The following is a 14,144-nucleotide window of genomic DNA, read 5'->3' as shown; positions in this document are numbered from 1 at the left end:
ATGCCGTCAAGCAGACCACCCATGCCGGGGCGAACCCCTGGCTGGCCGCCGCGATCGGCCTGGCCGGCGCCGCGCTGGTGACCGCCTTCCTGCGCCGCCAGGCCCGCGCCCCGACGCCGATGATCGTCCTGTCGCTGTTCCGCAACCCGGCCATTGCCATCGCCCTGGCCGGCGCCATGGTGGCGATGATCATCATCGTCGGCTTCGAGCTGCTGCTGAGCCAGCAATTGCAACTGGTGCTGGACCTGTCGCCGCTGCAGGCCGGGCTGCGGCTGGCGCCGGTGCCGCTGGCGTCGTTCCTGGCCTCGCCGCTGGCCGGCATGCTGATCCACCGTATCGGCTTCCGCGCCGCGCTGGCGGGAGCCCTGGCCCTGTCCGCCGCCGGCTTCGTCGCCATCGCCCTGCTGCCGGCGGGCGAGGTCTCGGCCGCCGAGATCGCCGGCTTCATCGCCATCGGCGCCGGGGTGGGCGCGGCGATGACCGCGGCATCGACCACGGTGATGAACAGCGCCCCGGCGCATCAGGCCGGCGCCGTCGCCGCGGTCGAGGAGGTGGCGTATGAGCTGGGCGGCGGCCTCGGCGTCGCCCTGTTCGGCAGCCTGATGGCGGTGCTGTACCAGCGCCTGCTGGCGTTGCCGCCGCTGCTGGAGACGGCGGTGCCGGCGGCGCGGCGGTCGATCGGCGAGGCGCTGCTGGCGGCCGACGCGCTGGCGGCGCCGGAGGCCGGCACGGTGGCGACGGCGGCGCGGGCGGCCTTCACGTCGACCTATCAAGGCGTATCGTTGGTGGCGGCGGCGCTGCTGGCCGTCACCGCGCTGGGGGCGCTGATGGTGCTGGCCCGGCGGCGGGCGGCACAGCCCAGCTGAGACCGCCGCAGAGGTCAGGCCGGGTTGGCGCCGAAGACTTCGGAGCAGTAGAGCGTGTTGCCGCCGGCCAGGACGAAGAACACCACGTCCTGGCTGTTGGTCAACGCCGTGACGGTGCAGACCAGCGGCAGGACCTTGTCCTGGATGGTCTTGCTGTCGTGCCGCTCCCACACCAGCTTGCGGCCGCCCTCCGAGGTCGGGGTGTCGCGGTCGGGCTGGCCGAGATCGGCGACCATCTCCGCCAGCGGGTGGTCCTGGTAGGGCGCGATCCGCTTGCCGAAATTCTCCCGCGCGGCCGCGGAAACGCTCTCCGCCGTCTGCGGCTCGGCACAGGCGGCGAGGAGCAGGAGGGCGGCGGCGACGGTCAGCGATTTCGGAAAAGGCAACAGGGCTCTCCGGCCGGCGGGCAAGACGGTCGTCCAGCGTGTACACGCCGGGGGCTGGCCGGTCCAGCGGGTCGGCCGCCATCCCCGCCTAGATCTGCAGCCCGTGCCGGTCCAGCTCGTCCTGCCGGAACGGCACGGCCGACAGGACGTAGACGAGGTGGAACGGCTCCGCCCGGCCCGGGCGGAACACCGGCAGCCGGGCGGAGGAGAAGCCGATCGACCGGGCCCGGTCCACGAAGTCCGGATCCTCGAAGGCCGACCAGACCATCAGGATCCCGTCGGGCGCCAGCGCCCGGCGCAGCGTGCCGAGGCCGTCCGTCCCGTAGAGCGCCGCATTGCCGGCGGCGGAGAGCGGCTGCGGCCCGTTGTCGACGTCGAGCAGGATGACGTCATAGGCCGGCCCCTCGGCCGCCACGGCCAGGACGTCGCCGTGCCGGATCTCGGCCGGATGGTCGGCGAGCGACGGCGGCCGGGTGTGCCGCCCGAACCAGCGGATCACCGCCTCGGACAGCTCGGCCACCGTGACCCGCCCGGCCCCGCCGAGATGCCGGACCAGGCTGGCCAGGGTGTAGCCGAGGCCGAGGCCGCCGACGAGGATGGCGGGATCCGGCCGGCGGGCCAGGCGGGCGGCGAGCTCGCCAAGCCGGTCCTCCGACTCGTGGTACTCGCCGTTCATCAGCTCCCAGCCATCGACCCGGATCATGTAGAGGCCGCCGCGCTCATAGAGGTCGAGCACGCTGTCCCCGAACGCGGCGCTGTCCACATGAACCCACATCGGCCGTCCTTCCTGATCGGTCGCGGATCTTGGCCGCGGCCGCCGGACGGATCAATGCGCGTCCGCCGACGGGGCTTGGCGCGGCGCCACCTTGCGCATCAGCGGCACCATCAGCGCCGCCACGGTCAGGCAGGCGCACAGCACCAGGAAGGCATCGGCATAGGTCAGGGTCTGCGCCTCGCGCATGGTCAGGGCCCAGAGCTGCTGCAGCGCCGCCGCATGGCCGCGCTGGGCGTCGCCGCCGAGCGCCATGGTCTGCGCCGCGGTGACCTTCTGCACCAGCTCGGTCATCGCCGGGTTGGACGGGGTCAGATGCTCCGCCAGCCGCAGAAAGTGCAGGTTGGTGCGGTCGTTCAGGATGGTGGCGCAGCCGGCGATGCCGATGGCGCCGCCCAGATTGCGCATCAGGTTGAACAGGCCGGAGGCGAATTTCAGCCGGTCCGGCGCCAGCCCGCCCAGGGTCAGCGTCACCGCCGGCGCCACCGCGAATTGCTGGGAGAAGCCGCGGAAGGCCTGCGGCAGCAGGAATTCGCGCCAGCCCCAGTCATGGGTGATCGGGGTGAAGTTCCACAGCGAGAAGGCGAAGCAGGCCAGGCCGAACATCATCAGCCAGCGCAGGTCGAAGCGCCTGGCGCACCAGGCGTAGACCGGGATCGCCATGATCTGGAACACGCCGGTGGAGAACACCGTCAGGCCGATGTCGTAGGCGCTGAAGTCGCGCACCCGGCCGAGGAATTGCGGCGTCAGGTAGATGGTGGAGAACAGGCCGATGCCGGTGACGAAGGAGAAGAAGCAGCCGAGCGCGAAGTTGCGGCTCTTCAGCGCCCGCAGATCGACCACCGGCCGCTCGAAGGTCAGGCTGCGCCAGACGAAGAGCACGCCACTGATGCCCGCGATCCAGGCGGTGGCGCGGATGGTGTCGTCGCCGAACCAGTCCCAGCGCGGCCCCTCCTCCAGCGTGTATTCGAGGCAGCCGAGGAACAGCGCCATCAGCACCATGCCGGGATAGTCGGCGCCGCGCAGCAGCGACCAGTCCGGCTTGTCGATCTTGACCAGGATCGGCACGACGATGGTGATGAACACGCCCGGGATCAGGTTGACGAAGAACAGCCAGTGCCAGGAGTAGTTGTCGGTGATCCAGCCGCCGATGGTCGGCCCCAGCGTCGGGGCCAGCGACGACAGCGCGCCAATGGTGGCGGCGGCGACCACCACCTTCGGCCCCTGGAAGAAGGCGAAGGCGGCGGTGAACACGGTCGGGATCATCGAGCCGCCGAGGAAGCCCTGCAGCGCCCGGAAGGCGATCATGCTGTTGATGTCCCAGGACCAGCCGCAGAGCAGGCTGGTCAAGGTGAAGCCGGCGGCCGAGACGCTGAACAGCCAGCGCGTCGACATCACCCGCGACAGCCAGCCGGAGAGCGGGATGACAATGATCTCGGCGATCAGGTAGCTGGTCTGCACCCAGGCGGTCTCGTCGACGCCGGCCGACAGGCCGCCGCCGATGTCGCGCAGCGAGGCCGAGACGATCTGGATGTCGAGCAGCGCGATGAAGAAGCCGACGCACATCACGGCGAAGGCGAAGATCTTCTGCCCCTCGGTCAGCCCGGCGACGCCGGTGGGGGCCGCGGCGGCGCTCATTTCGAGGCGCCTTCCCGCTGGTCGACATCGGCCGTCACCGACAGGCCCGGCCGCAGCCGGCCCAAGGTCGAGGCGTCGCCGTCGAGCAGGATGCGCACCGGCACGCGCTGCACGATCTTGGTGAAGTTGCCGGTCGCGTTCTCCGGCGGCAGCACGCTGAACTGGGCGCCGGTGGCCGGCGCCAGGCTGGCGACATGGCCGTGGAACACCTCGCCCGGCAGCACGTCGGCCGTCACCGTCGCCGCCTGGCCGGCGCGCATCTGCGCCAGCTGCGTCTCCTTGAAGTTGGCGTCGACCCACAGGCCGGTGGCCGGCACGACCGACAGCAGCTGCGACCCGACGGTGGCATAGGCCCCTTCCTGCGCGGCGCGGTTGCCGATGGTGCCGTCGATCGGCGCCCGGATCTCAGTGTCGCCGAGGTTCAGTTGCGCCGTGTCACGGTCGGCCTCGGCCGCCGCCAGCGCCGCGCGGGCCTGCTGCTTCTGGGTGTCGATGACGTCGAGCTGGCGCTGCGCCGCCTGCAGCGCGGCCTCGGCCTTCTGGCCGTCCGCCACCGCCTGCTTGTAGTCGGCATCCGCCTTCTGGAAGGTCTGGACCGAGGCCCAGGATCGGGCCGAGAGCTGCTGGTAGCGCGCCTGGTCGTCACGTGTGCGCACGACCTCGGCGTCGGCGGCGGCGATGCCGGCCTGGGCCTGGGCGATCACCGCCTGCTGCAGCCGGTAGGACGCGTCGAGATTGGCCAGGGTGGCATTCTGCTGCGCCACCGCGGCCTCGGCCTTGGCCAGCGCCGCGCGGTAGTCGCGGTCGTCCAGCTTCACCAACAGGTCGCCGGCATGCACCGGCTGGTTGTCGGTCACCGCCAGGGTGGCGATGAAGCCGGCGACCTTGGGCGCGATCACGGTGATGTTGCCGCCGACATAAGCATCGTCGGTGCTCTCGAAGAAGCGGCCGACCGTCCACCAGTCATAGCCGTACCAGCCGCCGCCCAGGAGGATGGCCAGGGCCGCGCCGGTCAGGGCCAGGCGCTTCTTCGTCAGCCGCGGCTTCCGCGCCACGGGCGTCTGGACCGGGGTCGAGGTGTCGCGGTCGCGGTCGAGGACGATGGCGTTCACGGCGTGGCCTCCGGGGATATGAAAGTGGCGCGGGCCAGCCGGCGCTGGGTGCGCTCATCGGCGGCGGGGCCCGCGCCGGGCCGGAACTCGCGCGGGGTCATGATCCGGCCGCTGTTGCGGTCGAACAGCACCGGGTCGGCGACGGCGCCGGTCTCGCGGTCGACCAGCTGGATGCTGGCGCCTTCCGGCGCGAAATGGCGGTTGCCCCATACGATCAGCGACCAGACCACGGCCCGGAAGTCGCGGCCGCTCTCGGTCAGGACGTATTCGTCGCGCGGCGGCTTCTCGCTGTAGCGCCGCCGCTCCAGCAGCCCGGCCTCGACCAGGCTGTTCAGCCGCCGGGTCAGCATGCTCGGTGCGATGCCCAGGGCCTTCTGGAACTCGTCGAAGCGGGTCGCGCCGTAATAGGCCTCCCGCAGGATCTCGATGCTCCACCACTCGCCGACGCGGTTCAGGCTGCGGCCGACGGGGCACTGGGGGTTGCCGAGGCTCTTGCGCTGCATGGCGATGCCTGCGCCTTTATTGAATGACGATCGTCATATATGCTTGTTACTATCAATATGCAAGTGACTTCGAAAAATCGAAACGGATGCGGCCGGGCACAAGGCCCGGCCGCTGGCTGGAACAATGCTCTTTGATGCGGCTCGTGGAGCCCTAGCCGGTGGCCGGAAGGCCGCCCGCATCCTGCAGGATGAACGCCGCCGCCTTCTCGCCGATCACCACACAGGGCGCCATGGTGTTGCCGGTGGTCACCCGCGGCATGATCGACCCGTCGGCGACGCGCAGCCCCTCCACGCCATGGACGCGCAGCCGGCCGTCGACGACGGACAGGCCGTCCCGTCCCATCCGGGCGGTGCCGGTCTGGTGCCAGTAGGTCGCCGCCCCGTCGCGCACGAAGGCCTTGAGATCGCTGCCACCCAGGCCGCCGGGCATCACCTCGCGCCGGACGAAGGGCCGCAGGGCGGCTGAGTTGCCGATGTCGCGGCACAGCTCGATCGAGCGGACCAGCGCCTTCATGTCGGCCGGGTCGGACAGGGTGTTCGCCTCGATCGCCAGAGGATCGGCCGGGTTCGGCCCGGTCAGGCGCAGCCGCCCCTGGCTGCGGGGCCGGACGATGCCGGCCAGCATCGACCAGGACCCGGCCGGCGGCTCGTAATGGGCGGTCTCCGCCGTGGTGAAGGGGGCCTCGAGCTGGAAGGGCTGCAGGTCCGGCGTGTCGAGCGCCGGGTCGCTCTTCCAGAAGAAGGTCGCCTCCGCCGCATTGTTCCGGGGCACGATCGGCTCGCGGGCTTCCCAGACGCAGGGCACGAACAGGTGGTCCTGGAAATTCCGGCCGACACCCGGCAGGTGCTGCACCACCTCGATGCCGGCCGGGACCAGGTCGTCCGCATCGCCAACGCCCGACTGCATCAGCACCTTCGGCGTGTTGATCGCGCCGAGGGACAGGACGATCTCGCGGCCCGCAGTGATGCGCCGGATCTGCCCCTCGTGCAGGATCTCGACCGCGGCCGCTCGCCGGCCGTCGAACAGGATGCGGGTGACCAGCGCGCCGGTGAGCACCGTGAGGTTGGGCCGGTCCATCAGCGGATAGGCATAGGTCCGGAACACCGACAGGCGGCGGCCGTCGCGGATCCGGACATTGGCGATGGCCGCGCCGCCATCGCTTTCCATCAGCGTGCCGTTCTGGTCGTCATAGGTCGGGATGCCCGCCGACCGGGCGCCTTCCAGCATCGCCAAGGCAACCGGATGGGGGTCGCGCGCCGGCTCGACATGGACCAGGCCGCCCTTGCCCCGCCGCAGCGGGTCCGGCGTCCCCTGCCAGTCCTCGATCCGGCGGTAGATGTCCAGCACCGCCTCGTAGCCCCAGCCCGGATCGCCCGCGGCTTCGGCGAAATGCTCCCAGTCGTTTCGGTGGCCGCGGGCCCAGACCATGACGTTGATGCTGGAGCCGCCGCCCAGCACCCGGCCCATGGAGAGCGGCAGCCGGCGCCCGTTGAGGGCGGGATTGGCCTCGGCCTCGAAGCCCCAGTCCCGCTCGGTGCCGAGATTGGCGGGCCATTGCCCGGCCTGCCGCACGCTGTCGACCTCGTCGGTGCCGCCGGCCTCCAACAGCAGCACGGAGGCCCGCCCGTCCTCCGCCAGGCGGCGGGCCACGACGGAGCCGGAGGAGCCCGAGCCGCAGACGATGAAATCGTAGCCGGGCTTCAGGGCCGTGGTCAGCCGGTGCTGGTTGGCGGCGACCGCGGCGGCGTGCTCGGCCGCCTCGGCGCCGGGTTTGAAAAGCGCGGTGTCTTCCACTGAGCGTCCTTCCGTATCGATGAGGCCGGCCCGGTCCGACAGGACGCGGCGACTTTCTATTAAATCTATCAATTAAATTGAATCTATCGATTCTCGGAGGCTAAGATGGTTACGATCGCAATACGATCCGGGCTGGCGAACCTGATCTGGCACGTCCAGTTGTGAAGGCAGCCCGGGGCCGGGAGAGCCGGCGACTGGACAAGCGCGGCCGATGGAGTGGCTGGGACAAGCATGGCGAACGACATCCTGACCACCGCGCAGGCGGCGAAGTTGCTGGGCATCTCCGTCCGCACGGCCCAGCTGCTGATCGAGGGCGGGTCGCTGACCTCGTGGAAGACCCCGGGCGGCCACCGCCGGGTGTACCGCGCGGATGTCGAGGCCCTGGTCGCCGGCTCCGATCCGGCCGCCTCCTCCGCCCTGGTGGTCGTGGTGGCGGCGCCCGGCCGGCTGGCCGGGTACGAGGAGGCCCTGCGCAGCGTCGGGGAATGCCTGGCCGACGGCCATGACGACGTCCACGCTGCCGCCGTCGCCATCGGCGCCCGCCGGCCGGCCGCGGTGGTGGTCGATCTCGAGGATGGCGATCCGGGGCGGGCGGCCCTGCTGCGCAGCCTGGCGGCCAACCCCGCTTTGGCCGGTATCCGCCTCCTGGCGGTGGGCAGCGACGGCCTGGCATCGCTGCAGCAGCTGCCGGACGCGGTGCGGGGCCTGCTGCGCGACCACGCCCCGCCGCCCCCCGGCACCGGCGATCCCGCCCCGCCATGGCCGTTGGCGGCGAACGAGAACCAGCGCCTGGCGGCGCTCGACCGGTCCGGGCTGGCGCAATCCCCGTCGGAGGAGGCCTTCGACCGGCTGACCTGGCTGGCCGGCCGCTGCCTGAACGCGCCGGTCGCCCTGCTGACGCTGCTGACCCCGACCCGCCAGGTCTTCAAGTCGCGGCAGGGGCTGGACATGGCCGAGACGCCGCGCAGCTGGGCCTTCTGCAACCGCACCATCCTGCAGAAGGGGGTGTTCACCGTCGAGAACCTGGCCCTGGACCCGGAGTTCAGGGCGAATCCGGCGGTCGCCGGCGGGCCCGCCTTCCGTTTCTATGCCGGAGCCCCGGTGGTCGACGCCGACGGCTTCGCCCTGGGGTCGCTCTGCGTCATCGACCATGTGCCGCGGATCCTGGACGAGGAGCAGCGGCGCTGCCTGCTAACCCTCGCCGCCCTGGCCTCGGCCGAGGTGCAGCGGCGGGCCCTGGATGCCCTGAACCGCCGGCACGGCCGGGCCGCCGGGCGCTAGCCGGGTCGGCGGTCGGCCGGACAGCCGCATCCGTCCCGGGCATCCGCCGCCCTAGCTTCGCCCCAGGTCGACGCACCCCGTTGCGCAGCCCGGCCGATCCCGGCGAGAATGGCGTCACGCCGCCGAGACCATGCCCGCAACCCGCCCCCATCGGGCGAGAGGTGACCTTTGAGTCGCGACCGCCAGCTGCATCTCGGCGCCTTCATGCGCCCGGCCAGCATCCACACCGGCGCCTGGCGCTATCCCGGCGCCACGCCGGACGCCAACTTCAACTTCCCCCTGCTCAAGCGCGCCGCCCAGACGCTGGAGCGCGGCAAGTTCGACGCCTTCTTCATGGCCGACCACCTGGCCGTGCTGAACATGCCGGTTGAGGCGCTGAAGCGCAGCCACACGGTGACGTCGTTCGAGCCCTTCACCCTGCTGTCGGCCCTGGCCGGCGCCACCGAGCGGATCGGGCTGGTCGCCACCGCCTCGACCACCTTCGACGCGCCCTACCATATCGCCCGGCGCTTCGCCTCGCTGGACCATCTCAGCGGCGGCCGCGCCGGCTGGAACATCGTCACCACCTCGAACCCGGACGCGGCGCTGAATTTCGGGCTCGAGGAGCATATGGAGCATGACGAGCGCTACGGCCGCGCCCGCGAGTTCTACGACGTCGTCACCGGGCTGTGGGACAGCTGGGCCGACGAGGCCTTCATCCGCGATGTCGAGAGCGGCCTCTATTTCGACCCGGCGAAGCTGCATGTGCTCAACCACAAGGGGCCGCACCTGTCGGTGCGCGGGCCGCTGAACATCGCCCGGCCGCCGCAGGGCTGGCCGGTGATCGTGCAGGCCGGCGCCTCCGACGCCGGGCGGCAGCTGGCGGCGGAGACGGCGGAGGTGGTGTTCGCCTCCGGCTCCACCCTCGCCGTCGGCCAGCGCTTCTATGCCGATGTGAAGGCGCGGGCGGAGAAGGCCGGCCGCGACCGGAACCATCTGAAGATCCTGCCCGGCGCCTTCGTCGTGGTCGGCGACACGGTGGAGGAGGCCAAGGCCAAGCGCGCGAAGCTGGACAGCCTGGTGCATTACGAGAGCGCCATCGCCTCGCTGTCGATCGCGCTGGGCACCGACGCCTCCGGCTTCGACCCGGACGCGAAGCTGCCGCCGATCCCGGAGACCAATGCCAGCAAGACCGGCCGCGAGCGGGTGCTGGAGCTGGCGGAGCGCGAGGGGCTGACCGTGCGCCAGCTGGCCCAGCGCCTGGGCGGCTATGCCGGCCTGGCCTTCGTCGGCACGCCGCAGACGATCGCCGACGAGATGCAGGCCTGGCTGGACGGCGAAGGCTCGGACGGGTTCAACGTCATGTTCCCGTACCTGCCCGGCGGCCTCGACGATTTCGTCGACCGGGTGGTGCCGGAGCTGCAGCGCCGCGGCATCTTCCGCACCGAGTACGAGGGCACGACGCTGCGCGACCATCTGGGATTGCCGCGGCCGGGGAATAGGTTCTTCTAGGGCCTGCTATCCGGCTGAATCCAGGCTCGCTGTTCGTTCGGCGCCCGAAGCCGTATCATTGGAGGCTTGGACGAAGGGGGGACCATCATGCGATTGCCGATGGCGATCGGTATGGCGCTCGCGCTTGCCGGATGTGCCCAGCCGGGGCCCGAAGGGATCATTGACTATGTTCATGGCGACAATGCCAGGTCCTACATTGTCGGATTCCAGCCCGGCAGCGCCAAACTGGACAAGGAATCCGTAAAGGTCGTCACGGACGCCGCAACCGACGCGGTCAAATATCACGCAGCCCTGGTGGTGATCACAGGCCATGCCGATAGAGTAGGCCCCAAGGATCAAAACCAGGAGCTTTCCCGGCGTCGTGCGCTGGCCGTCCGGCGACTGATGGAGTCTGAAGGCGTCAACCGGCGCATCATCACTGTGAAGGCGGCGGGCGAAGACGATCAACTCGTCCCGACTGACGACAACGTTCCGGCCCCAACCAATCGCAACGCGGAAATCATCATCCGCTGACAACGCTATTAGCGGAGTGCCCGGCGTATCCCAGCCTCCCGACGAGGTTTGATCGTCGAGCCGGCTCGATCGCCCCCCTACTCCGCCACCAGCTTCCGGATATAGGCGATCGACCGGGCCGCGAAGGTCTTCCAGTCGGACGGGTTGTCGTGCTCGACCACCAGCACCGCGGCACGGGTCCGGCCGAACAGTGGGGCCAGCGACGGCCAGTCGATGATGCCGTCGCCGGTGGCGGTCCAGCCCTCGTCGGCGGCGGTGCCGGCGCGGGCCGTGTCCTTCAGCTGGATCGCGGTGATGCGGTCGGCGTAGCGCGCCAGCTCCTGCGCCGGGTCGGCCCAGCCACGGGTGACCCAGCCGATATCGATCTCGAAATCGACGCCCGGCCCCGCCGCTTCCAGCAGCAGGTCGATCGGCCGGTTGCCGTCCTCCAGCCGCCGGTACTCGAAATCGTGATTGTGCCAGGCGACCTTGAGGCCCTCGGCCTTCGCCTTCGCCGCCCCCTCCGCCAGCTGTTCGCCGACGCGGCGCCAGCCATCGGCGGTGATGCTGCGCTCCGCCGGCGTCAGGTAGGGCGGGATCAGCGTGTCGGCGCCCATGGCATGGGCATAGTCGAAGAAGCGCTGCGGCTCGTTCACCAGTCCGGCCAGCGGCATGTGGAAGCCGGAGCACGTCAAACCAGCCGCGTCGATCTGCCGACGGAACGTCTGCACATCGGCCTCATAGGCCGGCAGCCAGGGCTCCACCGCATCGTAGCCGCATTGCGCCAGCCAGTCGAGCTGGGCCTCCAGCGGCGGGAAGAACCGGGCGGAGTAGAGCTGGAAGGAGATCGGGAGCATCGCGGCCGTCCGGCTTCGGGGACATCGGCGGACAGGTTAGGCACGGCGCCCCCTGCCCGGCCAGCCGGATCGGGTTGGCCATGTCCGCCATTCTGGACAAACCGCCGCCCCGTCCCGAGCCGCATTGACAGCGGAGCGGCTTCCCATGTTCTGATTGTTGCAAGGAATCGCCGACTCGCCTTGCGAGATCAGAGACGAACACCCCAGGGAGGAAACGAAATGTCGGAGACGACCGGGACCAAACCGGGTTTCGCCATGGGACCGTCGCTGGACGCGGCGCCGACGATCGGCCGGCGCCGCTTCCTGCAGGGCACGGCCGGCGCGCTGGTGGCGCCCGCCGTGGCCGGGCTGCCGGCCATGGCGCGGGCGCAGGACAAGGTCGAACTGCTGTTCTGGGCTTGGACGCCCGACACCCAGACCCAGGTCGACCTGTTCCAGAAGAAATACCCCGGCATCTCGGTCAAGCTGGAGAATGTCGGCCAGGGCCCGCCGCATTACGTCAAGCTGCGCAACGCGATCAAGGCCGGCAGCGGCCTGCCGGACGTGGCGCAGATGGAGTTCAACTCGATCGCCAGCTTCAAGCAGCTGGGCGTGCTGGCCGACCTGGCGCCGCAGGGCGTCGGCGAGGTCGGGCCGAAATTCATCGACTGGACCTGGAAGTCGGTGACCGACGGCGGCAAGATCTACGCCGTGCCCTGGGACAGCGGGCCGATGGGCCTCTTGTACCGCGCCGACGTGTTCGACAAGAATGGCCTGTCGGTGCCCGAGACCTGGGACGAATACGCCGAGCAGGCGATCAAGCTGAAGGAGAAGGCGCCCGGCACCTTCATGTGCGATTTCGGCGCCTCCGACGCCGGCTGGGTCTGCGCCGTGCTGTGGCAGGCCGGCTGGCGGCCCTTCCACCTCGACGGCACCAGCCTGAAGATCGCGATCAACGACGACATCGCCAAGAAATGGGCGGCCTATTGGCAGAAGCTGATCGACGCCAAGGCGGTCGACGTCAAGCCGATGTGGACCACCGAATGGTTCGCCGGGCTCGACGCCGGCACCTATGCCTCCTGGGTCACCGCGGCCTGGGCGCCGGTGCTGATGCAGCAGTCGATGAAGAAGAGCTTCGGCCAATGGCGGGCGGCGCCGATGCCGCAATGGCAGAAGGGCGGGAAGATCACCTCGAACTGGGGCGGATCGACCTTCGCGGCCTTCACCGCGTCGCAGCACCCGAAGGAGGCGGCGCTGTTCTGCCAGTTCATGGGCGCCGATCCGGAAGCCTCGAAGCTGTGGAACACCAAGCAGTTCCTGTTCCCGGTGCTGAAGGACCTAATCAACGACAAGGAGCTGATGGGCCACGGCTACGACTTCTACGGCGGCCAGAAGGTCAACGAGATCTTCGCGGTCTCGGAGAACCAGGTCGACCCGAGCTTCGAGTTCGCGCCGTTCCAGGACTATGTGAACCAGCAGCTGCAGGACGAGATGGCCTCCGCCATTGCCGGCAACGGCACCCTGGCCCAGGCCTTCGACCGGGTGCAGGACACCGTCGTGGCCTATGCCAACGATCAGGGCTTCACCGTCCTCTGAGCTCGGGGCCGGCGGGCGCGCCGTGACGGCGGCGCCCGCCGGTGCCCAGGCCCACGCCCGGATCCTGATCGGCCGCAAGCTGGCGCCCTATGTCTTCCTGGCGCCGTTCCTGCTGCTGTTCGCGGGATTCCTGGTCGCGCCGCTGCTCTACGCCTTCCAGATGAGCCTGTTCCGCGAGACGCTGGTCGGCGGCGCCCGCTTCGTCGGGCTCGACAACTACGTCCGCGCCATCCACGACAAGAACTTCTGGGACGGCGTCGGCCTGCTGTTCCAGTTCGGCTTCATGCAGATCCCGGTGATGCTGGGGCTGGCGCTGGTGTTCGCATTGATCCTGGACAGCGGCATGGCCCTGGCCCGCAGCTTCTTCCGCGTCGCCTTCTTCATCCCCTATGCCGTGCCCGGCGTGATCGCGGCGCTGCTGTGGGGCTATCTCTACGGCCCGGCTTTCGGCCCGTTCAGCCAGATGTCCGAGGCCATGGGCTTCGGCAAGATCGACTTCCTGTCCAATGGCGGCCTGCTGCCCTCGCTCGCCAACATCGCGGTGTGGGAGTACATGGGCTACAACATGATCATCTACTATGCCGCCCTGCAGTCGATCCCGCGGGACCTGGAGGAGGCGTCGGCGATCGACGGCGCCACGGCCTTGCAGCATTCGCTGCGGATCAAGCTGCCGCTGATCGTGCCCACCATCATCGTCACCGTGATCTTCTCGATCATCGGCACGCTGCAGCTGTTCACCGAGCCGTACCTGATCCGCAACCTGGCGCCGAGTCTGATCAACAGCCACTACACGCCGAACTACTACGCCTACACCTTGGCCTTCACGTCGCAGCAGTACAACTACTCGGCCGCGATCTCCTTCCTGCTCGGCGCGGTGGTGGCGGTGGCGTCCTACGGCTTCATGCTGCTGACCAACCGCAGGGGGCGCCGGTGACGATCGCCGCGCGCACCGTCCGCTCCGCCGCCTTCCGGCGCCAGCGCTGGCTGCTGACCGCGGTGCTGGGCGTCTATTTCGTCTACACCTTCATCCCGCTGCTCTACGTCATCGTCTCGGCCACCAAGAGCAACGCCGACCTGTTCGGCACCTTCGGCCTGTGGTTCGCCGGCGACTTCCACCTGTGGGAAAACCTGCAGGGCCTGTTCACCTACCAGGACGGCGCCTTCGCCCGCTGGCTCTTGAACACCTTCCTCTATGCCGCGATCTCCGGCCTCGGCGCCGCTCTCCTGGCCACCTGCGCCGGCTATGCCTTCGCCAAGTACCAGTTCCGGGGCAAGACGCTGTTCTTCGCCCTGGTGCTGGGCGCGGTGATGATCCCGCAGACGGCGCTGTCAGTGCCGCTGTTCCTGATGCTGTCGAAGATCGGGCTGGTGAACTC

Annotated in this window: 13 protein-coding genes and 1 pseudogene; 7 read left to right on the top strand and 7 right to left on the bottom strand. The window is 69.8% G+C overall.

The features are described from left to right. The coding region (locus ABDW35_RS18805; RefSeq protein ID WP_343715413.1) for an MFS transporter at positions 1 to 866 on the top strand (866 nt) is incomplete at its 5' end. 14 nt (positions 867 to 880) lie between these two features. Here ABDW35_RS18805 and ABDW35_RS18800 read toward each other — a convergent pair. From ABDW35_RS18800 to ABDW35_RS18775, 6 genes are all read right to left on the bottom strand, one after another. Beyond that, the gene (locus tag ABDW35_RS18800) at positions 881 to 1,252 is read right to left on the bottom strand and encodes a hypothetical protein (protein WP_343715412.1); all 372 of its coding nucleotides are present in this window, start codon (positions 1,250 to 1,252) and stop codon (positions 881 to 883) included. Positions 1,253 to 1,340: 88 nt separating this feature from the next. Continuing rightward, entirely contained in the window at positions 1,341 to 2,027 is a 687-nt protein-coding gene (locus tag ABDW35_RS18795) for a hypothetical protein (RefSeq protein WP_343715411.1), read from the bottom strand. Positions 2,028 to 2,078: 51 nt separating this feature from the next. After that, the gene (locus tag ABDW35_RS18790) at positions 2,079 to 3,662 is read right to left on the bottom strand and encodes a DHA2 family efflux MFS transporter permease subunit (protein ID WP_343715410.1); all 1,584 of its coding nucleotides are present in this window, start codon (positions 3,660 to 3,662) and stop codon (positions 2,079 to 2,081) included. Continuing rightward, positions 3,659 to 4,774 (bottom strand): HlyD family secretion protein, encoded by a 1,116-nt coding sequence (locus ABDW35_RS18785; RefSeq protein WP_343715409.1) that lies wholly within the window; start codon positions 4,772 to 4,774, stop codon positions 3,659 to 3,661. The genes ABDW35_RS18790 and ABDW35_RS18785 overlap by 4 nt, the downstream gene beginning before the upstream one ends. Next, on the bottom strand, positions 4,771 to 5,277 hold the full coding sequence (locus ABDW35_RS18780) for a helix-turn-helix domain-containing protein (RefSeq protein WP_343715408.1): 507 nt from the start codon (positions 5,275 to 5,277) through the stop codon (positions 4,771 to 4,773). The genes ABDW35_RS18785 and ABDW35_RS18780 overlap by 4 nt, the downstream gene beginning before the upstream one ends. Before the next feature lie 151 nt (positions 5,278 to 5,428). Continuing rightward, positions 5,429 to 7,072 (bottom strand): FAD-dependent oxidoreductase, encoded by a 1,644-nt coding sequence (locus ABDW35_RS18775; RefSeq protein WP_343715407.1) that lies wholly within the window; start codon positions 7,070 to 7,072, stop codon positions 5,429 to 5,431. A gap of 231 nt (positions 7,073 to 7,303) precedes the next feature. Between ABDW35_RS18775 and ABDW35_RS18770 the strand changes: the two genes are divergently transcribed. The 3 genes from ABDW35_RS18770 to ABDW35_RS18760 all read left to right on the top strand — a co-directional run bounded on the left by ABDW35_RS18770 (position 7,304) and on the right by ABDW35_RS18760 (position 10,357). After that, entirely contained in the window at positions 7,304 to 8,353 is a 1,050-nt protein-coding gene (locus ABDW35_RS18770) for an excisionase family DNA-binding protein (RefSeq protein ID WP_343715406.1), read from the top strand. 168 nt (positions 8,354 to 8,521) lie between these two features. Further along, positions 8,522 to 9,844: an LLM class flavin-dependent oxidoreductase gene (locus tag ABDW35_RS18765; protein ID WP_343715405.1), complete on the top strand. Its 1,323-nt coding sequence runs from the start codon at positions 8,522 to 8,524 to the stop codon at positions 9,842 to 9,844. A gap of 87 nt (positions 9,845 to 9,931) precedes the next feature. Continuing rightward, positions 9,932 to 10,357, top strand: a complete 426-nt coding sequence (locus ABDW35_RS18760) for an OmpA family protein (RefSeq protein WP_343715404.1) — start codon at positions 9,932 to 9,934, stop codon at positions 10,355 to 10,357. A gap of 77 nt (positions 10,358 to 10,434) precedes the next feature. Here the strand turns inward: ABDW35_RS18760 and ABDW35_RS18755 are convergent, their stop codons facing one another. Continuing rightward, entirely contained in the window at positions 10,435 to 11,193 is a 759-nt protein-coding gene (locus tag ABDW35_RS18755; protein WP_343715403.1) for a sugar phosphate isomerase/epimerase, read from the bottom strand. A gap of 219 nt (positions 11,194 to 11,412) precedes the next feature. On the opposite strand from ABDW35_RS18755, the gene ABDW35_RS18750 reads away from it, so the two are divergent. The 3 genes and pseudogenes from ABDW35_RS18750 to ABDW35_RS18740 all read left to right on the top strand — a co-directional run. Then, positions 11,413 to 12,768 (top strand): extracellular solute-binding protein, encoded by a 1,356-nt coding sequence (locus tag ABDW35_RS18750; RefSeq protein ID WP_343715402.1) that lies wholly within the window; start codon positions 11,413 to 11,415, stop codon positions 12,766 to 12,768. 22 nt (positions 12,769 to 12,790) lie between these two features. After that, a complete protein-coding gene (locus tag ABDW35_RS18745) occupies positions 12,791 to 13,702 on the top strand; it encodes a sugar ABC transporter permease (protein WP_343715401.1) in 912 nt (303 codons plus the stop codon). Continuing rightward, positions 13,699 to 14,144: pseudogene (locus ABDW35_RS18740) on the top strand (hypothetical protein); the annotation flags it as partial. The gene ABDW35_RS18745 and the pseudogene ABDW35_RS18740, both read left to right, overlap by 4 nt.

Source organism: Inquilinus sp. (genome assembly GCF_039594555.1).
Classification (GTDB): domain Bacteria; phylum Pseudomonadota; class Alphaproteobacteria; order DSM-16000; family Inquilinaceae; genus Inquilinus.
The sequence above is the reverse complement of the archived record's forward strand: the minus strand, read 5'-3'. Positions and strand labels throughout refer to the sequence as shown.

What these genes read in the sequence shown, in the direction of transcription:
- ABDW35_RS18760 (WP_343715404.1), top strand. Translation starts at nt 9,932, where the DNA reads ATGCGATTGCCGATGGCGATCGGTATGGCGCTCGCGCTTGCCGGATGT.
- ABDW35_RS18770 (WP_343715406.1), top strand. Translation starts at nt 7,304, where the DNA reads ATGGCGAACGACATCCTGACCACCGCGCAGGCGGCGAAGTTGCTGGGC.
- ABDW35_RS18750 (WP_343715402.1), top strand. Translation starts at nt 11,413, where the DNA reads ATGTCGGAGACGACCGGGACCAAACCGGGTTTCGCCATGGGACCGTCG.
- ABDW35_RS18790 (WP_343715410.1), bottom strand. Translation starts at nt 3,662, where the DNA reads ATGAGCGCCGCCGCGGCCCCCACCGGCGTCGCCGGGCTGACCGAGGGG.
- ABDW35_RS18755 (WP_343715403.1), bottom strand. Translation starts at nt 11,193, where the DNA reads ATGCTCCCGATCTCCTTCCAGCTCTACTCCGCCCGGTTCTTCCCGCCG.
- ABDW35_RS18780 (WP_343715408.1), bottom strand. Translation starts at nt 5,277, where the DNA reads ATGCAGCGCAAGAGCCTCGGCAACCCCCAGTGCCCCGTCGGCCGCAGC.
- ABDW35_RS18795 (WP_343715411.1), bottom strand. Translation starts at nt 2,027, where the DNA reads ATGTGGGTTCATGTGGACAGCGCCGCGTTCGGGGACAGCGTGCTCGAC.